This window comes from Caballeronia cordobensis, assembly GCF_001544575.2.
Lineage (GTDB): Bacteria > Pseudomonadota > Gammaproteobacteria > Burkholderiales > Burkholderiaceae > Caballeronia > Caballeronia cordobensis.
This window is the reverse complement of record NZ_FCNY02000012.1, coordinates 1-20,598: the sequence shown is the minus strand read 5'-3', so window position 1 is coordinate 20,598 and position 20,598 is coordinate 1. Positions and strand designations below refer to the sequence as shown.

The window sequence follows — 20,598 nt, the reverse complement described above, 5'->3', positions numbered from 1 at the left end:
CATCCCGAGGTGAAAACAGCGGCTTTTCAGCCGCTGTTTTTTTGTGCTTTTTGATTGCGGCGCAAAAACTCTGCGTAAGGCAACGATATACTCAGACGAAATTAATGTAATCGATAACGAAGGATGCTTCGTGTTCGATTACTGCGGCCTCGGCGCGACATAGCCCGCCGACCGCTTCTAGTCAGTCCCGCCTTCGTGCCTAGCGCAATCGCGCTTGTTCAGCATCATGAACTGCGCGGCAGGGAATCCCGTTTAGCCGCCATCGGAGCGCCTATGTCATGGCTCGCATCAACATTACGTAGTTATCCTGAAATTGCCATCTTCCTGTCGCTGGGGATCGGTTACTGGGTCGGGGCAAAGACCTTCCGCGGTTTCAGCCTTGGCGCGGTGACGGCGACCTTGCTCGCGGCCATCGCGATCGGCCAGTTGGACATCACCATTTCGGCGAACGTCAAATCGGTCTTCTTTCTGATGTTCCTGTTCGCCGTAGGGTACGGCGTCGGCCCGCAGTTCGTGCGCGGCATCGCAAAGGACGGGTTGCCGCAGGCCCTCTTTGCAGTCGTCCAGTGCCTTTTATGTCTCGCGGCGCCCTATGCCGTCGCGAAGATCGCGGGCTTCGACGTCGGCTCGGCGGCGGGTTTGTTCGCGGGCTCGCAGACCATCTCGGCATCGATGGGGCTCGCGACCGACGCCATCAACCGGCTCGGGCTGGCGCCCGGGCAGGGCAAGGCGCTGCTCGACGCGATGCCGACCGCCTATGCCGTCACGTACATCTTCGGCACGATCGGTTCCGCGCTGATCCTCGCGATGCTTGGTCCGCGGCTGCTCGGGATCGATCTCGTCGCGGCCTGCAAAGAGTACGAGGCGACGCTTGGCGGCGGCGAACCCGCTGGCGGAAACCGTGCGTGGCATCAGTTCGAATGGCGCGCGTATCGTGTGGCGGAGCACGGGCGAGCGGCCGGCATGTCGGTGGCGCAGGTCGAGGCGCTCGAACCGGCCGGCGCGCGGCTGTTCATCGAACGCATCCGGCGCGCAAACATCATCCAGGAAGCAAAGATCGATGACGTGCTTCAGCCTGGGGACGTCATCGCGGTGTCGGGGCGGCGCGAACTGCTCGTCGATCTCCTGGGCGGTGTCGCGGCCGAAGTCGAGGATGCGGAATTGCTCGCGGTGCCGGTCGAAGGCGTGGATGTCTACGTGACCAGCAAGAACGTTCACGGCAAGACGCTGCAGGAACTCGCGCACGGGCCCGCGGCGCGTGGCGTGTTTCTTCGCAAGATCAAGCGCGGCGCGACCGAGACGCAGATTCCCATCTTGCCGAGCACGAAGCTGTATCGCGGCGACACGCTCACGCTCGTCGGCCGCACGCAGGACACGTCGGCCGCGGCGAAGGCCCTGGGCGTGCTCGATCGTCCGGCCGACGCCGCCGACATGGCGTTTGTCGGCCTGGCGATCACGCTGGGCGCGCTGATCGGTGCGTTCGTGCTGCACGTCGGCGCGATTCCGCTGACGTTGTCCACGGCGGGCGGGGCGCTGATCGCAGGCATCGTATTCGGCTGGCTCCGCGCGATTCATCCGACCTTCGGCCGCATTCCGTCGCCGACTCTCTGGTTCATGAACTCCGTTGGCCTGAACGTATTCATCGCCGTGGTGGGGATATCGGCGGGGCCCGGCTTCGTCGCCGGATTGCAGAACCTCGGCGCGAGCCTCTTTCTGTGGGGCATTGTCGCGTCCGCCGCGCCGCTCATCGTCGGCATGTACATCGCGAAATACGTCTTCAGGTTTCATCCGGCGATCCTGCTCGGTATCTGCGCGGGCGCGCGCACGACGACCGCCGCGCTCGGCATGATCTGCGACGCCGCGAAGAGCCAGGTGCCGGGCCTCGGCTATACGGTCACTTATGCAGTCGGGAACACGCTGTTGACGATCTGGGGAATGGTCATGGTCATGTTGCTCACATGACGCGTGGTTCCTTTTGCGTGTCTGGTTTGGTTTTTTCTGGAGATGGTGGATGGTAAAGTCGACTCAATCAGGTTCTGACGATCGCGCCGGCATGGCGTCGCTCAGTCCGTTCGAACTCAAGGACGAGCTCATCAAGGCGGCGGGCGGCGGTGCGATCGAGCGTCCGGCGAACCTTTCGATGCTCAACGCGGGGCGCGGCAATCCGAACTTCCTCGCCACGATCCCGCGGCATGGTTTCTGGCAATTCGGCCTGTTCGCCATGCGCGAGTCGGAGCGCTCGTTCGCGTACATGCCGGAAGGCATTGGCGGTTTTCCGAAGCGCGAAGGACTGGAAGAGCGCTTCGAGATCTTCGCCCGCGAGAACAAGGGCGTGCCGGGCATTTCGTTCCTCGTGGGCGCTGTGTCGTATGTGCGCGACCAGCTCGGCCTGAACGCCGGCGACTTTCTCTACGAAATGTGCGAAGGCATTCTCGGGTCGAACTATCCCGTGCCCGACCGCATGCTGAAGCTCTCGGAGCAGATCGTCGCACGATATCTGCGGCGCGAGATGATCGGCGAGCATCCGTTCGTCGGTGATTTCGATGTCTTCGCGGTCGAAGGCGGCACGGCGGCGATGACCTACATCTTCAACACGCTGCGCGAGAACTTCCTGATCGGCCCGGGCGACACCATTGCGCTCGGCACGCCGATTTTCACACCGTACATCGAGATTCCCCGCCTGAACGATTACCGGCTGAATGTCGTCAATGTCGAAGCGGATGTCGCCAACGGCTGGCAATACTCGAAGCAGGAACTCGACAAGCTGCGCGATCCGAAGGTGAAGGCGTTCTTCCTCGTGAATCCGAGCAATCCGCCATCGGTGAAGATGAACGCGGAAAGCCTCGCGTACATCGCGGACATCGTGAAGGAGCGGCCCGATCTGATCATCCTGACCGATGACGTCTATGGCACTTTCGCTGACGACTTCGTGTCGCTTTTCGCGCTGTGCCCAAGGAACACGATTCTCGTCTATTCGTATTCGAAGTATTTCGGTTCGACGGGCTGGCGTCTCGGCACGATCGCGACACATCGGGAAAATGTGCTCGACAAGCAACTCGCCGCGCTTTCGAAAGACCAGAAGGCACTGCTTCACGCCCGTTACGAGTCGATCACGACGGAGCCGGCCAAACTCAAATTCATCGATCGCCTCGTGGCGGACAGCCGCACGGTCGCGTTGAATCACACGGCGGGCCTGTCGACGCCGCAGCAAGTGCAAATGGTGCTGTTTTCGCTGTTCTCGCTGATGGACACGCCCGACGTGTACAAGAACGCGTTGAAGCGCCTGATCCGCAGCCGCAAGCAGGCGCTTTATCGCGAGATCGGCATCGAGCCTGAAGCCGCGGATGAAAACGAGGTCGACTATTACACGGTCCTCGACATGGAATATCTTGGCGAGCGCAGGTACGGCCGCGAGCTGGTGGACTGGATCATCGAGAACACCGAGCCGTCCGAGCTTCTGTTCAGGCTCGCGAAGGACGCGCGCGTCGTACTGTTGCCGGGGCGTGGCTTTGGCACGCAGCATCCGTCGGGTCGTGTGTCGCTCGCCAATCTGAACGAGAGCGACTACGTGCAGATCGGCCGCGCGATCCGCAATCTCATGGACGAATACATCGAGCGTTTCGAGCATGCCACCGGGAAGAAATCCGGCAAGCGAAATGAACGCGGCGAAGTAAAACAATCGGGCCGCATTTGCGGCCCGATGTGCGACTGCCGGCTGAAACGCGAGACTTAGAACTTGTGGCGGATGCCCACGCGGAACGCGAGCTGGTTGTTCTCGCCCAGGCCCGAGGTGCCGAAGTAGCTCGACGACGACGAACCGATCGACGCCTGATTCTGCACGCCGTTGTTCGAGCCCGACGCCTTCTGATACACCGCCAGCGCGTACACGTCCGTGCGCTTGCTCAACGCGTAGTCGAAGCTCGCGTCGATCTGGTGCCAGTGGCCCGTGAAGTTGTCGTACAGGTCCATGTACGTGTAGCCGAGGCCTGCCGTCATCGCGGTCGTGATCGCGTACTTGCCGCCGATATCGAACGCGTTGATGCGCGAGCTCGCGCCGACGATCGGCTCGAAGCGCGTGTTCGTCCACAGGCCGAAGATCGTCGCCGCGCCGATCGTGTAGTTCGCGCCGATGCCGAAGCTGCGCAGATCCTTCGCGTTGTTGGTCGTGCCGGTCAGGTTGAGGTTGGCGACCGACGAGCTGAACGCGGGCGTGGCGGCCGTCGGGAAGCGGATGTCCGTGTACGCGGCGCCGATGCCGAGCGGGCCGGCCTTGTAGTTCAGGCCGAAGCTATAGGCGCGCGACGAACCTTGCGTCGTCGTGGTGCCGACCGTCGTGTTCGGCGTGCCCGCGAAGCCGCCAGCCGTGTTCGAGAAGCCGTACATCGCACCGAACGTGAGACCGTAGAAGTTCGCGCTCGTGAACTTCACCGCGTTGTTGATACGGCTCGACGTCAACTGGTCGAAGTCGTTCATGTGATACGCGTAGTTGCCCGCGACCGTTTGTCCGCCGATCGAGTAGTACGAGCCGAGGAAGTCGGTGTTGAAGCTGTACTGGCGGCCGAGCGTCAGCGAGCCGACGTTGTTCTGCGTGAGGCCGACATACGCCTGACGGCCGAATTCCGCGCCGCCCTGGCCGAGCGCGCCCGTGCCGCTGTTGAAGCCGTTTTCCAACGTGAAGATCGCCTTCAGGCCGCCGCCGAGGTCTTCGACGCCTTTGATGCCCCAGCGGCTGCCTTGCGCGACGCCGTCGTCGTACTTGACGAGCGAGTCGCCTGCGCGCGTCGGGCTCGTGGAACTGTTGTTCACGTAGCTGATACCGGCATCAATGATGCCGTACAGCGTGACGCTGCTTTGCGCGTGGGCGGAAGTGGCTGCGAGAGCGGCGAATGCGGCGAGTGCTGCGGTCGCCAAGAGATTCTTCTTCAAAACAAACTCCGTGAGTTGGTTCGCGGTGTGGTGTTGACGGTGTCTGCGTCTTCGCGCTCTGACGGCGCGTGGTGCGACGGGCGCAAATGTAGCGAGTGCCGAAGAAAGAAATGTGACAGTGCTTTCGACCGGCTTGCGCTGTATCGCGCCAACAACAGCGCTGGCTCGACCACGGTATCTGTGCATGGCTGCGCGGCATGACGCGCGCACGGTATGCTTGCGGTTCCACGACACGCGAGCGAGATCATGGACGAACAGGGAATCCGCGAACTGGAGGAACGCCTGAAGAAGGCGATGCTGACATCCGATGTCGACGCGCTCGATGCGCTACTGGCCGACGACCTGAGCTTCGTGGATGCAACGGGCAAGGTCTGGACGAAAGCCGACGATCTGAACGGCCATCGCTACGGCATGCAGCGCATCGAGAAGCTGGACGTGGAAGAGCAGAGCGTGCGCGTGTATGGCGCTTTCGCCGTGACGGTCACGCGCGTGGCGCTTTCGGGGACCTTCGCGGGCGCCCCGTTCGCGGGCAGCCTGCGCTACACGCGAACCTGGGGCGACACGGGTGACACGGACGGCAAGTGGCGCGTCGTGGCCGCGCAATGCGGCCTCGCGCCTTTCTAGCAGAGCGTGCTCACGCCGAGAGCAACGACCCCGTGCGGTACGCCGTAGCGCCCGCGATGCGCGCCACTTCGAGACCGGCGGTCGCGAAGCGCGTGATGTGCCGCGCGTACATCACGCCCGAGGTCGTGCATTTGAGCGTGGTGACGACGTCGGTGAGCGGATCGACGATATCGGCGATCGGCGTGCCCGCTTCGATGTACGCGCCCACGTCCGCGCGAAACACCAGCACGCCGGAGGCCGGAGCGACGATCGGCTCGGCGCCCGCGAGCGGCGTCGCGGGATGCGCGAGCGGCGGCTGCTCGGGCACGGGCGCGTCGATCACGCCGCGGTGGATCAGATAGTTGACGATCGCCTGCGCGTCCTTGTCCGCGAGTTCGTAGGACACGTCGTGCTGGCTGCGCAACTCGACCGTGACCGAGATGCCGCCGTTCCGAATCGGGAAGCGTTCGCCGTAACGCTGGCGCAGGTCGGACCAGCAGAAGCTGTGAATCTCGTCGAACGGATTGCCCACCGAATTGAGCGCGAGCAGCGAGGCCTTTGCGTCGAGATAGCGCGCGAGCGGCTCCACTTCGTCCCAGATATCCGGATTCGTGTAGAGATGCAGCGCGGCGTCGAGATCGCAGTGCAGGTCGAGCACGACATCGGCGTCGAAGGAGAGTTTCTGCAGCGCGAGGCGTTGCGATTCGAGCTCCGTGCGCGGCGTCTGCTCGTCGAGCGCTTCCTTCATCGCGGCGCGCACGGCGAGCGTGTTGGCTTCCGAATCCTTGCTGAGGCGCGCTTCGATGCGTGGCGCGATCAGCGCGGCGAGATCGTAGAAATTGCGGTTGAAATTGTGGCCGCTGTTGGTCTCGAAGCGGCCCATGAGCGTGCCGTGCAGATGCTGCGACAGGCCGATCGGATTGGGCACCGGCACGATCACCACTTCGCCGCGCAGCTTGCCCGCCGCCTCGAATTCGGCGAGCTGACGCTTCAGACGCCACGCGACGAGCATGCCGGGCAGTTCGTCCGCGTGCAGCGAGGACTGGATATAAATTTTCTGGCCGCCGCCGGGGCCGTAGTGGAAGCTGGTGATGTTGCGGGAAGTGCCGAGCGTCGGCGAGATCAGGGGATGAGTTCTGGTTTGCATAGTGGTCGCGCGCAGGCGAGTGCGCGGGTCTTGCCTCGAAAAAATGATCCGCGCCGCGGTGTCTCCTTCCGTCGGCGCCGTCTCGGACGTTCGATCTTAGCGGAAATCGGCCGTCGAAACCGCTGTCCGAAAAGGAAACGGGCTCCGCGCCGTAAAAGCGCGGAGCCCGTTTCGGGACAAACCGTGTGGCTTAGCCGCCGTACACGTCGAAGTCGAAGTACTTCTTCTCGATCTTCTTGTAGGTGCCGTCCTTGATGATATCGGCGATCGCCTTGTCGATCTTCGCCTTCAGATCGGTGTCTTCCTTGCGCAGACCGATGCCCGCGCCGTTGCCGAGCGTCTTCGGATCGTCGAGGTTCTGGCCGGCGAAATCGAAGCCCGCGCCGCGCGGCGTCTTCAGGAAGCCGAGTTCGGCCTGCACCGCGTCTTGCAGCGTCGCGTCGAGACGGCCCGAGATCAGGTCGGCGTAGACCTGGTCCTGGTTCTGATACGGCGTGACCGTCACGCCCTTCGCCGCCCAGTAGGTCTTCGCGTAGGTTTCCTGGATCGTGCCTTGTTCGACGCCCACGTTCTTGCCCTTCAGGCTTTCAGCCGTCGGCAGAATGTTGCTGCCTTTCTTCGCGACGAGGCGCGTCGGCGTGTTGAAGAGCTTGCTCGAGAAGGCGATCTGCTCGGCGCGTTGCGGTGTCATGGACATCGACGAGAGCACGCCGTCGAACTTCTTCGCCTTGAGCGCGGGGATCATGCCGTCGAAGTCGTTTTCCACCCACACGCACTTGGCCTTCAGGCGCGCGCAGATTTCGTTGCCGAGATCGATGTCGAAGCCGACCAGCTTGCCGTCGGAACCTTTCGATTCGAAGGGCGGATAGCTTGCATCGACGCCGAAGCGGATCGTCGAATAGTCCTTCGCCTGCGCAGCCGTGACGGCCGTGAGCGACGTGGCGGCGAGAAGGGACATCGTCAGTGCCGCGAGCAGTTTCTTCACTGTTTTAACTCCAAAGGGTGGTCGGTTCAGCCCGGAAGGTCTCGTGCCGGGCGTCCGGCGCGTCGTTGGGCGCCGGAGCATGATATTCGGCGGATCGTGTCCGCGCGGAATCGGCAGAAGGTTATCAAGCCAAAATGTTTCGGGAGCTAGTAAAAGCCCCGATAGCAGCGGCATTAGAAGCTTTCCTCGCATCCGCCGCCGGTTTCAGCGCTTCTTCAACGGATGATCCTTCAGAAACCACGACAGCCCGAACGCGATGAACGCGACGCAGGCCGCGACGAGATAGACGGTGTGCATCGAGCCCGCGAATGCGTGCAGATAGTCGTCGTGCAGCGCGGGCGGCAGTTGCGCGACCGCTTGCGGCCCGAGCGAGCGCGGCATCTCCGTGCCCGGCGGCACGAGTGCTTCGAGACGCGCATGCAAGCTATTCGAAAAGATCGCGCCGAAGGCCGCCACGCCGACCGAGCCGCCGATCGAGCGGAACAGCGTCGCGCTGGAGGTCGCCACGCCCATCATCCGGAATTCGACGACGTTCTGCACCGCCAGCACGAGCACCTGCATCACCATGCCGAGCCCGAGGCCGAGCAGCGCCATATAAATGTTCATCGTGGCAAGCGGCGTGTCGAGCGTCAGGGTCGAGAGCAGCAGCATCGCGACGGCGACGAGCGCCGTGCCCGCGATCGGGAAGAAGCGATACTTGCCGATCTTGCTGATGACGCGCCCGCTCACGATCGACGAAAGCAGCACGCCGCCCATCATCGGCGTGATCTGCAGGCCGGCCGCGGAAGGCGTCGACCCCTTCACGACCTGGAGATAGAGCGGCAGGAACGTGACCGCGCCGAACAGCGCGCACCCGACGATAAAGCCGATCAGCCCGGCGAGCACGAAGGTGCGTTCTTTGAAGAGCGAGAGCGGCATGATCGGCTCGGCGGCGAGGCGTTCCTCGTAGACGAAACCGCCGACGCACACGAGGCCGAGCAGCAGCGTGCACCAGAGCTGCGGCGAGGTCCACGGCAGCAGCGTGCCGCCTTCGCTGGTGAACAGGATGATGCAGGTCAGCGCGGCCGCGAGGAAGCCCGCGCCCATATAGTCGACGCGATGATCGACGTGCGCGGTATGCGGCTTGAAGACGAGCTGGATCACGGCGAGCGCGATCAGGCCGAGCGGCAGATTGATATAGAAGATCCAGCGCCATGAAAGATGCTCGACGAGAAAGCCGCCGGCGAGCGGCCCGACCACGGTCGCGAGGCCATACACGCCACCGAAGAGGCCCTGGAAGCGGCCGCGTTCGGCGGGCGGGATGACGTCGGCGATGGCGGCCATCGTGATGACCATCAGCCCGCCGCCGCCGAGGCCCTGCAGCGCGCGCAGGAGAATCAACTGCGTCATGTTCTGCGCGACGCCGCAAAGAACCGACCCGGCGAGAAAGATCAGGATCGACGCCTGAAGCACGACCTTGCGGCCGAACTGGTCGCCGAACTTGCCGTAAAGCGGAACGACGATGGTCGAGCTGAGCAGGTAGGACGTGACGACCCACGAGAGGTTCTCGAGGCCGCCGAGATCGCCGACGATGGTCGGCAGCGCGGTCGATACGATGGTCTGATCGAGCGCGCCGAGCAGCATCACGAGCAGGAGCGCCGTGAACAGCAGTCTGACCGGCGGTTTCGATTCGATGCCTGTGGCGTCGGACGGCTCCGCGCCCGCGACGGCGGTTTGATGCAAAGATGTCATGTTGGCTGGCTTACAAATCCACGACGGGCGGTTGCCCGCTGAGTGCCGCGGATTGTAATTAATTAACGTAAAAGTTAATATAGCGGGCGAGGAAAATTTCGTCAAATCGAACTATGACTAACCATTCAGCGGACGGCGGCGGGGCTGCCGCGTCAGGCAACAAGGCAGGCCGCCGGCCCGGCAGGCCGAGCGGGGCGCACGGCGAGCAGGCGCGGGCGCACTTGCTGGATATCGCGCTCGACTTGTTCGCGCGGCAGGGCATCGGCGAAACGACGCTCGGCGCGATCGCGCGCGAGGCGGGCGTCACCCCGGCGATGGTTCATTACTACTTCAAGACGCGCGATCAGCTGCTCGACATGCTGATCGACGAACGGCTCGTGCCGCTGCGCATCGAGCTTGCGCGCGTGTTCAACGATCCGCACGCCGAGCCGGTCGATACCTTGCGCGCGTTCGTCGAAACGCTGGTCGCGACGGTCGAGAAATGCCCATGGTTCGCGGCGTTGTGGGTGCGCGAGATGATCAGCGAGGGCGGCCTCTTGCGGCAGCGCATGGCCGAGCGTTTCGGCGACGAGCACAAGGACCGCGCGATCGAGCGCATCGCCGGCTGGCAGAAGGCGGGCAAGCTGAATCCGGCGCTGGAGCCGTCGCTCGTGTTCGCGTCGCTGTTCGGACTGACCGTGTTTCCCCTCGCGACGCCACGCTGGCGCGGCGAAGGCGACCGGTCTGCGAGCACGGAGCAGCACGCCCGCCACGTCGTCGCGCTGCTGATGAACGGCATCCGGCCGTATTGAAGGCGGCCGACGGGCTCGTTCCATTCTCATCGGTTTCAAGCGAGATCAAGCGGGACGGGGCGATAACAGGCAAGATGACGGGTTCCGGCGGCGCCGGCAGCACGCGGCGCCGGCGCCCCGATCACGCAATCGATTTTTCTCGGAGGTCGTACATGGCAAGTGCAGGATACTCGGACACACGTCTTTTCATCGATGGCGAATGGTGCGACGCCTCGTCCGGCGAAACGATCAACGTGGTGAGCCCCGCGACGGGCGATGTCATCGGCACGGTCGCCAAGGCGGGCACGACCGATCTGGAGCGCGCGGTCGCGGCATCGCGGCGCGGCTTCGCGACGTGGCGCAGAATGACCGCGCTCGAACGCGCCAACCTGATGCGCAAGGCTGCCGGGCTGATCCGCGAGCGCGCGGACGCCATCGCGCGCCTCATGACGCAGGAGCAGGGCAAGCCGCTCGCCGAGGCGCGCATCGAGGTCAATTCGGCCGCGGACATCATCGAATGGTTCGCGGACGAAGCGCGGCGCGTGTATGGCCGCATCGTGCCGCCGCGCAACATCAACGCGCAGCAGACGGTCGTCAAGGAGCCGGTCGGACCGGTCGCCGCTTTCACGCCGTGGAATTTCCCGGTGAATCAGGTGGTGCGCAAGCTGTGCGCGTCGCTGGCGACGGGGTGTTCGTTCATCGTGAAGGCGCCGGAAGAAACGCCGGCTTCGCCCGCCGAACTCATTCGCGCGTTTGCCGACGCGGGCGTGCCGAAGGGCGTCGTTCAGCTCGTGTATGGCGATCCGCCGCAGATCTCGCAATTCCTGATCGCGCATCCGGATATCCGCAAGGTGACGTTCACCGGCTCGACGCCGGTCGGCAAGCAACTCGCGGCGCTCGCCGGCCAGCACATGAAGCGCGCGACGATGGAACTCGGCGGTCATGCGCCCGTGATCGTCGCGGAAGACGCGGACGTCGAACTGGCGGTGAAGGCGTCGGGCGCGGCCAAGTTCCGCAACGCCGGCCAGGTCTGCATCTCGCCGACGCGCTTTCTGGTGCATAACAGCGTGAAGCAGGACTTCATCGCGGCGCTCGTGAAGCACGCCGAAAGCCTGAAAGTGGGCGACGGCCTCGCGGACGGCACCACGCTCGGGCCGCTCGCCAACGCGCGCCGCATCACGGCGATGAACAGCGTCGTCGAGAACGCGCGCAAGACGGGCGCGACCATCGCGACGGGCGGCGAACGCATCGGCACGGCGGGCAACTTCTTCGCGCCGACGGTCATCACCGATGTCTCGCTCGAAGCCGACGTGTTCAACGCGGAGCCGTTCGGACCGGTTGCCGCGGTGCGCGGCTTCGATTCGCTCGAAGACGCGATCGCCGAAGCGAACCGTCTGCCGTACGGTCTCGCGGGCTACGCCTTCACGCGTTCGTTCAAGAACGTGCATCTGCTCACGAATCAGATGGAAGTGGGCATGCTGTGGATCAACCAGCCGGCCACGCCCTGGCCCGAAATGCCGTTCGGCGGCGTGAAGGATTCGGGTTACGGTTCGGAAGGCGGACCGGAAGCGCTCGAACCGTATCTTGTGACGAAGTCCGTCACCGTGATGGCGGTCTGACGCGGCAGCCCCGGCTTCGACCGGGGCTTTTTTTTCCGCAGGCGTATCCGTGATGGCGCTCGTCACGCAAAAAACGGCGCGCGCTGCTGCGAGTCGGCGTTCTGTATGCCAGAATCCGCAGAACGTACCCAATCGGCGGCCAATATTCGAATATGTCCGATACGCTCAACACGGTAGAAGCAGATCATGCGATGCGCAACTGGACGTACCGGTCGACGGGGACGATTCCGATCGGTTCGGACCTCCACAAGCGCATGTTCTGCGAGATGCTGCTGACGACGCACAATCCGTATAAGCCCGCCGTCATCGACTGGCCGAGGCTCGATCCGGCGGCGTTGAAGCGTGTGACGTCGCTGCCGATCTGGGATATCGCCGTGCAGACGGAAGGGCGCGCGTCGATTCGCGTCGCGACCTACGCCGCGAGCGTGCCCGATCCGCATCTGCGCGAAGCGCTGCGCATGAACGGCGGCGAAGAGGCGCGCCACAAGCTGGTGCTGTCGAAGCTCGTCGAGGCGTATGGCATCGAGCTCGCGCCGGAACCGCCGTATCCCGCGCCGGCCGATCCGCTGCGCGCGTGGATGCTCACGGGCTACAGCGAGTGCATCGACAGTTTCTTCGCGTTCGGGTTGTTCGAGGCGGCGCGGCAATCCGGCTATTTTCCCGAGGAACTGGTCGAAACCTTCGAGCCGGTCATTCAGGAAGAAGCGCGGCACATTCTCTTTTTCGCGAACTGGGTCGCGTGGTACCGGCACAGTCTGCCGTGGTATCGCAAGCCCTGGTTCTTCGCTAAGACGGCGAGCGTCTGGATCTCGCTGATCCGCGACCGCATTTCGCTCGCGCGCGGTTTCGACAAGAGCGGCGCGGCGCAGGACGCGAATTTCCCCGCGAACGTGGGCGATTCCGTGGCGGGCGATGTCTCGGTGCGCGCCTTGATCGAACTCTGTCTCACCGAAAACGACCGCCGCATGAGCGGCTACGACGCGCGTCTGCTCCGTCCCGTCACCGTGCCCAAGCTCGCGCGGCTCGCGCTGCGCTTTATCAAGAAGTAGGCTTCTCGCGCGCTTCGTAGCGGCGCGACGCTTCTTCGACGTCTTGCCGGAATTGCGCGAGCGCCGCCAGTTTCGCATCGGGCGGCTGCAACGCCGCCCACAACACTTCCACCAGCTCGTTCGCCGTCGTCTCGATCTGAGCCTGACTCAGCCGGCGCTTCGCGAGCGTCGCGTCCCACAGCACGTGCTCCATCGGACCGAAGACGAGCGAGCGCAGCAATCGCAGCGGCATATCGGTGCGCACGTGGCCAAGCGTCTGGCCGCGCGCGAGCACGTCCATGAGCGGCGCGGTGTAGCGGCGTTGATATTCCGTGAGCGTGTCGGAGAGATCGTGCTGCTTCGTGCGGCCTTCCGACAACACCAGCGCGCACAGCCCCGTGCCGTTCATCAGCATGAGCCGCATGTGCGTTCTGACGATGAACGCGAACTGCTGGCGCGCCGAGCCGTCGCGCGGCAGGCCGGTCTCGAACGCATCAATGATTTCGTCATACCAGTCGGCGATCACGCGGGCGCACAACTCGCGCTTGCCGCTGAAATAACTGAACACCGTCGCTTCCGAAATGCCCGCGCGCTGCGCGATCTCGGCGCTCGTCGCGGCGTCGTAGCCTTTTTCGGCGAAAACGTCGCGGCCAGCCTGCAGGATATCTTTCACGCGCTGCTGCGATTTGACCCCGGTGGGCGTGCGTCGGCTGGTGGCGGTCTGCGTGGACATGATGGAAAGCGCGGGAAATAAATGTGAGCGTAGCTCAAAAACCTATTGACGGCTAGCCGATTTGAGCGTGAAATTGCCCCATTCCGTGGTTTGCTGCCCTGTGTGAGTAACGCTCAGTTTGCAGGGCTTGCCGAAAAACATCGTATCTGGAGGAGACGACCCCATGAGCACCGTACCCGGCCTGAATTTCGCGTTGGGCGAAGACATCGACATGCTGCGCGATTCGCTCGCCAACTTCGCGTCGAAGGAAATCGCGCCGCGCGCCGGCGAAATCGATCACACCGACCAGTTCCCGATGGACCTGTGGAAGAAGCTCGGCGACTTAGGCGTGCTCGGCATGACCGTCTCCGAGGAATACGGCGGCGCGAACATGGGCTACACCGCGCACATGGTCGCGATGGAAGAGATTTCGCGCGCATCGGCTTCGGTGGGTTTGTCGTATGGCGCGCATTCGAATCTGTGCGTGAATCAGATCCATCGCAACGGCACGGAGCAGCAGAAGCAGAAGTATCTGCCGAAGCTCGTGTCCGGCGAACACATCGGCGCGCTCGCGATGAGCGAGCCGAACGCCGGGTCGGACGTGGTCAGCATGAAGCTGCGCGCCGACGAAAAGGGCGATCACTACGTGCTCAACGGCACGAAGATGTGGATCACCAACGGCCCGGACTGCGACACGCTCGTCGTGTATGCGAAGACGGATATCGAAGCCGGTCCGCGCGGCATCACCGCGTTCATCGTCGAGAAGGGCATGAAGGGCTTCAGCGTCGCGCAGAAGCTCGACAAGCTCGGCATGCGCGGCTCGCATACCGGCGAGCTCGTGTTCGAAAACGTCGAAGTGCCGAAGGAAAACATTCTCGGCCAGTTGAATGGCGGCACGAAAGTGCTGATGAGCGGCCTCGACTATGAACGCGCCGTGCTCGCGGGCGGCCCGACCGGCATCATGCTCGCGTGCATGGATTCAGTCGTGCCGTATATCCACGATCGCAAGCAGTTCGGTCAGGCGATCGGCGAATTCCAGCTCATTCAGGGCAAGGTCGCCGACATGTATTCGACGCTGCAGGCGTGCCGCGCGTATCTCTACGCGGTGGGCCGCCAGCTCGATACGCTCGGCGCCGGCCACGTGCGGCAAGTGCGCAAGGACTGCGCGGGCGTCATTCTCTACACCGCCGAAAAAGCCACGTGGATGGCCGGCGAAGCGATCCAGATTCTCGGCGGCAACGGCTATATCAACGAGTATCCGGTCGGCCGCCTGTGGCGCGATGCGAAGCTCTACGAGATCGGCGCGGGCACGAGCGAAATCCGCCGCATGCTGATCGGCCGCGAACTCTTCGCCGAAACGGCTTGAGGGCGCGCGTCATGGCGATCATCGAATCGAAACTGAATCCGCGCGGCGAAGAATTTCGCACCAACGCGCAGGCGCTCGAAGCGCTCGTCGCAGACTTGAAAGAGAAGGTCGCGAAGATCGCGGAAGGCGGCGGACAGGCCGCGCGCGACAAGCACGTCTCGCGTAACAAGCTGCTGCCGCGCGACCGCATCGCGCAACTGCTCGATCCGGGCACGCCGTTTCTCGAGTTGTCGCAACTCGCGGCGTACGGCATGTACAACGACGACGCGCCGGGCGCGGGCATCATCACCGGCATCGGGCGCATCGCGGGGCAGGAATGCGTGGTCGTCTGCAACGACGCGACCGTGAAGGGCGGCACGTACTATCCCGTCACGGTGAAGAAGCACTTGCGCGCGCAGGAAATCGCCGAGCAGAACCGCCTGCCGTGTGTGTATCTCGTCGATTCGGGCGGCGCGAACCTGCCGAATCAGGACGATGTGTTTCCCGACCGAGATCACTTCGGCCGCATCTTCTACAACCAGGCGAACATGTCGGCGCAGGGCATCGCGCAGATCGCCGTGGTGATGGGTTCGTGCACCGCGGGCGGCGCCTATGTGCCCGCGATGAGCGATGAATCGATCATCGTGAAGAACCAGGGCACGATTTTCCTCGGCGGCCCGCCGCTGGTGAAAGCCGCGACGGGCGAGGAAGTCAGCGCCGAAGACTTGGGCGGCGGCGACGTGCATACGCGTCTTTCCGGCGTCGCGGATCATCTGGCGCAGAACGATGCCCATGCGCTCGGCATCGCGCGCAGCATCGTCGGCAATCTGAATCGCGTGAAAACGCCTTCGCTCGCGCTCAAAGAGCCGCTGCCGCCGCGTCACGATCCGCAAAGCGTCTACGGCGTGATTCCCGTCGATACGCGCAAGCCCTTCGACGTACGCGAAGTGATCGCACGCATCGTCGACGATTCCGCGTTCGACGAATTCAAGGCGCGCTACGGCACGACGCTCGTCTGCGGCTTCGCGCATATCTGGGGGCATCCGGTCGGCATCGTCGCGAACAACGGCATTCTGTTTTCCGAGTCGGCGCTCAAAGGCGCGCACTTCATCGAGCTGTGCGCGCAACGCAAGATTCCGCTCGTGTTCCTGCAGAACATCACGGGCTTCATGGTCGGACGCAAGTACGAGAACGAAGGCATCGCGCGCAACGGCGCGAAGATGGTGACGGCGGTGGCCACGGCGAAAGTGCCGAAGTTCACGGTGATCATCGGCGGTTCGTTCGGCGCGGGCAACTACGGCATGTGCGGCCGCGCGTATTCGCCGCGCTTCCTGTGGATGTGGCCGAACGCGCGCATCTCGGTGATGGGCGGCGAGCAGGCCGCGTCCGTGCTCGCCACGGTGCGGCGCGACGGCATCGAGAAAAAGGGCGGTTCGTGGAGCGCGGAAGAAGAGGAAGCGTTCAAGGCGCCGATTCGCGACCAGTACGAAGCACAGGGCCATCCTTATTACGCGAGCGCGCGCCTGTGGGACGACGGTGTGATCGATCCCGCCCAGACGCGCGACGTTTTGGGCCTTGGATTGGCCGCGACGATGAACGCTCCGATTGAAGAAACGCGCTTCGGCGTGTTCAGGATGTAACGCCATCATGTTCAACAAAATACTCATAGCGAACCGCGGCGAAATCGCCTGCCGCGTGGCGGCGACGGCGAAGCGCCTGAACGTCGGCAGCGTCGCCATCTATTCGGATGCGGATGCCAAGGCCAAGCACGTCGATGTCTGCGACGAAGCGGTGCATGTCGGCGGCTCGGCGGCGTCGGAAAGTTATCTGCGTATCGAGCGCATCGTCGAGGCGGCGAAACGCACCGGCGCGCAGGCGATCCATCCCGGCTACGGCTTTTTGTCGGAGAACGAAGATTTCGCCAACGCGTGCGGGAAAGCGGGCATCACGTTCATCGGGCCGCCGGTCGAAGCGATCAGCGCGATGGGCTCGAAAGCCGCCGCGAAGGCGCTCATGCAATCGGCGTCCGTGCCGCTCGTGCCGGGCTATCACGGCGACGATCAGGACGCTTCGCTGCTTCAGCGCGAAGCGGACCGCATCGGCTATCCCGTGCTCTTGAAGGCGAGCGCGGGCGGCGGCGGCAAGGGTATGCGCGTGGTCGAGAAGAGCGAGGATTTCGCGGCGGCGCTCGCGTCGTGCAAGCGCGAGGCGGCGTCGAGCTTCGGCAACGATCGCGTGCTGATCGAAAAGTATCTGCTGCGTCCGCGTCACGTCGAAGTGCAGGTATTCGCCGACAAGCACGGCAACGCGGTGTATCTCTTCGACCGCGATTGTTCCGTGCAGCGCCGCCATCAGAAGGTGCTGGAAGAAGCGCCCGCACCGGGTCTCGCCGATGAAACGCGCCGCGCGATGGGCGAAGCCGCGGTCGCGGCGGCGCGCGCGGTGAACTACGTGGGCGCGGGCACGGTCGAGTTCATCATGACGCAGGACGGCCAGTTCTACTTCATGGAGATGAACACGCGTCTGCAGGTCGAGCATCCGGTCACGGAGATGGTCACGGGCCTCGATCTCGTCGAATGGCAACTGCGCGTGGCGGCGGGCGAGCCTTTGCCTTTGAATCAGGATCAGTTGAAGGTGCACGGCCACGCGATCGAAGCGCGCATCTACGCCGAGAATCCGTCGCGCGGCTTTCTGCCATCGACGGGCACGCTCAAGCATCTGCGTGTGCCGCACGCGGTGGAGTTTTCGATCGATGGCGATGTGCGCGTCGACAGCGGTGTGCGTCAGGGCGATTCGATCACGCCGTTCTACGATCCGATGATCGCGAAGCTGATCGTGCATGGCCGCGACCGTCGCGATGCCTTGTCGCGCATGGCGCGTGCGCTGGCGGAATGCGAGATCGTCGGCTTGTCGACGAACGTGGAGTTTCTCCAGCGCATCGTGAAGAGCGAGCCGTTTTCATCGGGCGATCTCGACACGGGCCTGATCGAGCGTCATCACGATGCGCTTTTCGCGCCGTCGACCGTTTCGCGCAAGAGCGCGCTCGCGCTCGCGTGCGCGGCGTTGCTGACGCGCGAAGGCGGCGAAGCGCATGGGCATTCGCCGTGGGACGCGCTGAGCCACTGGCGCATGTCGGGCGGCTACAGCCAGGACCTGAACTGGCGCGCGCTCGACACGGACGAAACGCTGAAGGTCGTGTTCACGAAGAACGGCGAGAAACGCCTCACGCTGAACGACGCGAGCGCACGCTTCGACTGGTCGCACAGCGGCGCGACATCGTTCGCCGTTCAGCTCGACGATGCGCTGATCAAAGGCCACGTCTTCACCGATGGCGACGTGTTCCATGTCTTCCACGAAGGCGCGGCGTTCCAGTTCGAGTGGCAGAACCTGATGGCGCACGCGGGCGACGCCGAACACGAAGGGCGTCTCACCGCGCCGATGCCCGGCAAGGTGATCGCGGTGCTCGTCGAGACGGGCGCGTCGGTCGAAAAGGGCGCGCCGCTGATGGTGATGGAAGCGATGAAGATGGAGCACACGATACTGGCGCCGTCCGCGGGCAGAATCGGCGAGATTCTGTTCGAAGTCGGCGATCAGGTCGCCGACGGCTCGCAATTGCTGGTGCTGGAGGCCGCGCAGGCGGCCTAGCGCCCGCCCTTGGCAGGCGTGCCGAGCAGCGTGGTTTCGCTCTCGGCGCGCACCAGGATTTCCACGCGCCGGTTCGCTGCGCGGCCGGCGCGCGTGCTGTTGCTGGCGATAGGCCGCTGATACGCCATGCCCTGCGTCGTGATGCGCGCGGCCGGCACGCCGCGCGCGATCAGCGCCTTCGCGACGGCGTCCGCACGCGCCGCGGACAGCGCGCGGTTATAGGCGAGCGAGCCCTGGTCGTCGGTATGGCCTTCGATCAGGATGGGCCGCATGCTGCGCTTCAATACTTCGGCGGCGCGATCGAGCATGGGCGAGTTGCCAGCGCGCAGCGTCGATTCGTCGATGTCGAAAAGCGGCGCTTCGGGCAGACGCATTTCCACGCCGCCCTTGACCGGCAGCATCGTGATGCCGTGTTGCGCGTTCAACTGATCTTCCTTCGCGCGGTTCAGACCCGCCGAACATCCCGCGAGCAGCAGGACCATCAGGCAGGTTCCGGCCGCCGCCCGTGAAGCTTCTTCCCTCATTGCATATTCCCGCGTCGATACGATTCTCGATTATAGGGAGCGCGAAACGAGTCGTTTTGTAATAATGGTTTCTTGACTGCGCGCATCGAGTGGAATGATTCGTGCGTGATTACAATGCTGGCGGACGTCTCGCCGTCCTCCGGTCATCGACCGTCACGAACTCGGACTCACGCCTTCATGCAGATCCAGCCGCGCAACGACACCGCCCCCGACTCATCCGACCGCACCCGCAAGATGCAGCGCACGGCATCCGCCGCGCTTTATGGGGTGCTCGTGCTCGTCGCGCTCTACACGGCGCGCGCGTTCATTCCGGCGGTGGTGTGGGCGGGCGTGATCGCAATCGCGCTATGGCCGGCTTTCGGCTGGCTCGAACGGCGGCCCGTGTTCAAACGCCATCACAGCCTGCTCGCGGTCTTGCTGACGGTGGCGATCGGCCTGCTCTTCGTCGTGCCGTTTTTCATCGTCGCGGCGCAGGCGGTGCAGGAAGCGCACGACATGCTTCACTGGTTCCACGAAGTGCTGCGCAGCGGCATTCCGATGCCCGCGCTCATCGATCATTTGCCGATGGGCTCGCAGCAGGTCGCGCGCTGGTGGCAGGAAAATCTCGCGACGCCGCTCGAATCGTCGCCCGCGGTCAAGAATCTGCATAGCGCCACGGTCGTCGCGATGACGCGGCATTTCGGCGGACGCGTCGCGCATGCGCTCGTGATTTTCGGCTTCATGCTGATGACGCTCTTCTTCGTCTTTCTGGCGGGCTCGCGTCTCGGCGATCAATTGCTCGCGGGCTCGCGCCGCGCATTCGGCGCGGACGGCGCCGCGCTCGTGCGACGCATGTCCGAGTCGGTGCGCAGCACGGTGGTCGGTCTCGTGGTCGTGGGACTGGGCGAAGGCGCGCTGCTCGGCATCGCCTACGCGATCACGGGCGTGCCGCACGCGACCTTGCTCGGCATGCTGACGGCGGTCGCGGCGATGCTGCCGTTCTGCGCGCCGCTCGTGTTCCTCGGCGCGGCGCTGTGGCTCTTCGCACAAGGCTCGATGATCGCGGCGGCGTGCGTCGCCGCATTCGGGCTGATCGTCGTGTTCGTGGCCGAGCACTTCGTGAGGCCCGTGCTGATCGGCGGATCGGCGCGCCTGCCGTTCCTGCTCGTGCTGTTCGGCATTCTGGGCGGCGCGGAGACGTTCGGGCTCATCGGCCTCTTCATCGGCCCGGCGCTGATGACGATTCTCGTCGTGCTGTGGACGGATTACGTGGTGGACCGGAGCTGACGGCGGCGCGTCGGCTCCGGGTGCGGCGCGTCAGATCACATACAGATCGACATATTCATTGACCGGCATTGCTTCGAGCTTTGCCTGATCGAGCGAGACCGCGAGGATCGCCTGCTGTTGCTTCTGCGGAAAGCGCCGTGCGAGGTTCGTCTTGAACTTCTCGACGAGCAACGGAATGCCGTCAGCGCGCCGGCGCTTGTGACCGATCGGATATTCGACCGCGATTTCATCGAGCTTCGTGCCGTCATTGAACTCGACGGTGAGCGCGTTGGCGATCGAACGCTTGTCCGGGTCGTG

16 protein-coding genes and 1 pseudogene are annotated in these 20,598 nt (G+C 64.1%); 10 read left to right on the top strand and 7 right to left on the bottom strand.

Translation table 11 applies throughout. From position 1 onward, the window contains the following. Positions 1–273 precede the first annotated feature (273 nt). A complete protein-coding gene (gene aspT / locus AWB70_RS22900; RefSeq protein WP_053569305.1) occupies positions 274–1,962 on the top strand; it encodes an aspartate-alanine antiporter in 1,689 nt (562 codons plus the stop codon). Between the two features lie 49 nt (positions 1,963–2,011). Further along, positions 2,012–3,733, top strand: coding sequence for a bifunctional aspartate transaminase/aspartate 4-decarboxylase (locus AWB70_RS22895; RefSeq protein WP_053569304.1), 1,722 nt, complete (start codon positions 2,012–2,014; stop codon positions 3,731–3,733). On the opposite strand, the gene AWB70_RS22890 is transcribed toward AWB70_RS22895, so the two are convergent. Next, complete coding sequence (locus AWB70_RS22890) at positions 3,730–4,926, bottom strand: porin (protein ID WP_053569303.1); 1,197 nt, start codon at positions 4,924–4,926, stop codon at positions 3,730–3,732. The genes AWB70_RS22895 and AWB70_RS22890 overlap by 4 nt on opposite strands. Positions 4,927–5,172: 246 nt before the next feature. On the opposite strand from AWB70_RS22890, the gene AWB70_RS22885 reads away from it, so the two are divergent. Continuing rightward, on the top strand, positions 5,173–5,550 hold the full coding sequence (locus AWB70_RS22885; protein WP_053569302.1) for a nuclear transport factor 2 family protein: 378 nt from the start codon (positions 5,173–5,175) through the stop codon (positions 5,548–5,550). A 10-nt stretch (positions 5,551–5,560) separates the two neighbouring features. Here AWB70_RS22885 and AWB70_RS22880 read toward each other — a convergent pair whose 3' ends face one another. The 3 genes from AWB70_RS22880 to AWB70_RS22870 all read right to left on the bottom strand — a co-directional run bounded on the left by AWB70_RS22880 (position 5,561) and on the right by AWB70_RS22870 (position 9,392). Further along, positions 5,561–6,676: a succinylglutamate desuccinylase/aspartoacylase family protein gene (locus AWB70_RS22880; protein WP_053569301.1), complete on the bottom strand. Its 1,116-nt coding sequence runs from the start codon at positions 6,674–6,676 to the stop codon at positions 5,561–5,563. A gap of 190 nt (positions 6,677–6,866) precedes the next feature. Further along, positions 6,867–7,661: an ABC transporter substrate-binding protein gene (locus AWB70_RS22875; protein WP_053569300.1), complete on the bottom strand. Its 795-nt coding sequence runs from the start codon at positions 7,659–7,661 to the stop codon at positions 6,867–6,869. A gap of 204 nt (positions 7,662–7,865) precedes the next feature. After that, positions 7,866–9,392 carry an MDR family MFS transporter gene (locus AWB70_RS22870; protein ID WP_053569299.1) on the bottom strand — a complete coding sequence of 509 codons (1,527 nt, stop codon included), beginning with the start codon at positions 9,390–9,392 and terminating at the stop codon, positions 7,866–7,868. A 113-nt stretch (positions 9,393–9,505) separates the two neighbouring features. Here AWB70_RS22870 and AWB70_RS22865 point away from each other — a divergent pair, with 113 nt between their 5' ends. From AWB70_RS22865 to AWB70_RS22855, 3 genes are all read left to right on the top strand, one after another. Continuing rightward, entirely contained in the window at positions 9,506–10,183 is a 678-nt protein-coding gene (locus tag AWB70_RS22865) for a TetR/AcrR family transcriptional regulator (protein ID WP_053569298.1), read from the top strand. Positions 10,184–10,335: 152 nt separating this feature from the next. Beyond that, positions 10,336–11,781 carry an NAD-dependent succinate-semialdehyde dehydrogenase gene (locus tag AWB70_RS22860; protein ID WP_014251197.1) on the top strand — a complete coding sequence of 482 codons (1,446 nt, stop codon included), beginning with the start codon at positions 10,336–10,338 and terminating at the stop codon, positions 11,779–11,781. A 152-nt stretch (positions 11,782–11,933) separates the two neighbouring features. Beyond that, positions 11,934–12,830 carry a ferritin-like domain-containing protein gene (locus tag AWB70_RS22855; RefSeq protein WP_053569297.1) on the top strand — a complete coding sequence of 299 codons (897 nt, stop codon included), beginning with the start codon at positions 11,934–11,936 and terminating at the stop codon, positions 12,828–12,830. On the opposite strand, the gene AWB70_RS22850 is transcribed toward AWB70_RS22855, so the two are convergent. Beyond that, positions 12,820–13,542, bottom strand: a complete 723-nt coding sequence (locus AWB70_RS22850; protein ID WP_053569296.1) for a TetR/AcrR family transcriptional regulator — start codon at positions 13,540–13,542, stop codon at positions 12,820–12,822. The genes AWB70_RS22855 and AWB70_RS22850 overlap by 11 nt on opposite strands. A 163-nt stretch (positions 13,543–13,705) precedes the next feature. Here AWB70_RS22850 and AWB70_RS22845 point away from each other — a divergent pair, with 163 nt between their 5' ends. Genes AWB70_RS22845 through AWB70_RS22835 form a run of 3 tightly spaced genes read left to right on the top strand, consistent with a single transcriptional unit; the run spans position 13,706 to position 18,511 of the window. Next, positions 13,706–14,887, top strand: coding sequence for an isovaleryl-CoA dehydrogenase (locus AWB70_RS22845; RefSeq protein WP_045454871.1), 1,182 nt, complete (start codon positions 13,706–13,708; stop codon positions 14,885–14,887). An 11-nt stretch (positions 14,888–14,898) separates the two neighbouring features. Beyond that, complete coding sequence (locus tag AWB70_RS22840; protein WP_053569295.1) at positions 14,899–16,506, top strand: carboxyl transferase domain-containing protein; 1,608 nt, start codon at positions 14,899–14,901, stop codon at positions 16,504–16,506. Between the two features lie 7 nt (positions 16,507–16,513). Further along, the gene (locus tag AWB70_RS22835; protein WP_053569294.1) at positions 16,514–18,511 is read left to right on the top strand and encodes an acetyl/propionyl/methylcrotonyl-CoA carboxylase subunit alpha; all 1,998 of its coding nucleotides are present in this window, start codon (positions 16,514–16,516) and stop codon (positions 18,509–18,511) included. On the opposite strand, the gene AWB70_RS22830 is transcribed toward AWB70_RS22835, so the two are convergent. Further along, positions 18,508–19,035 (bottom strand): OmpA family protein, encoded by a 528-nt coding sequence (locus tag AWB70_RS22830; protein ID WP_053569293.1) that lies wholly within the window; start codon positions 19,033–19,035, stop codon positions 18,508–18,510. The genes AWB70_RS22835 and AWB70_RS22830 overlap by 4 nt on opposite strands. Before the next feature lie 177 nt (positions 19,036–19,212). Here AWB70_RS22830 and AWB70_RS22825 point away from each other — a divergent pair, with 177 nt between their 5' ends. Further along, positions 19,213–20,301 carry an AI-2E family transporter gene (locus AWB70_RS22825; RefSeq protein WP_053569292.1) on the top strand — a complete coding sequence of 363 codons (1,089 nt, stop codon included), beginning with the start codon at positions 19,213–19,215 and terminating at the stop codon, positions 20,299–20,301. A gap of 30 nt (positions 20,302–20,331) precedes the next feature. On the opposite strand, the pseudogene prpD reads toward AWB70_RS22825, so the two are convergent. Continuing rightward, positions 20,332–20,598: pseudogene (gene prpD, locus AWB70_RS22820) on the bottom strand (2-methylcitrate dehydratase); the annotation flags it as partial.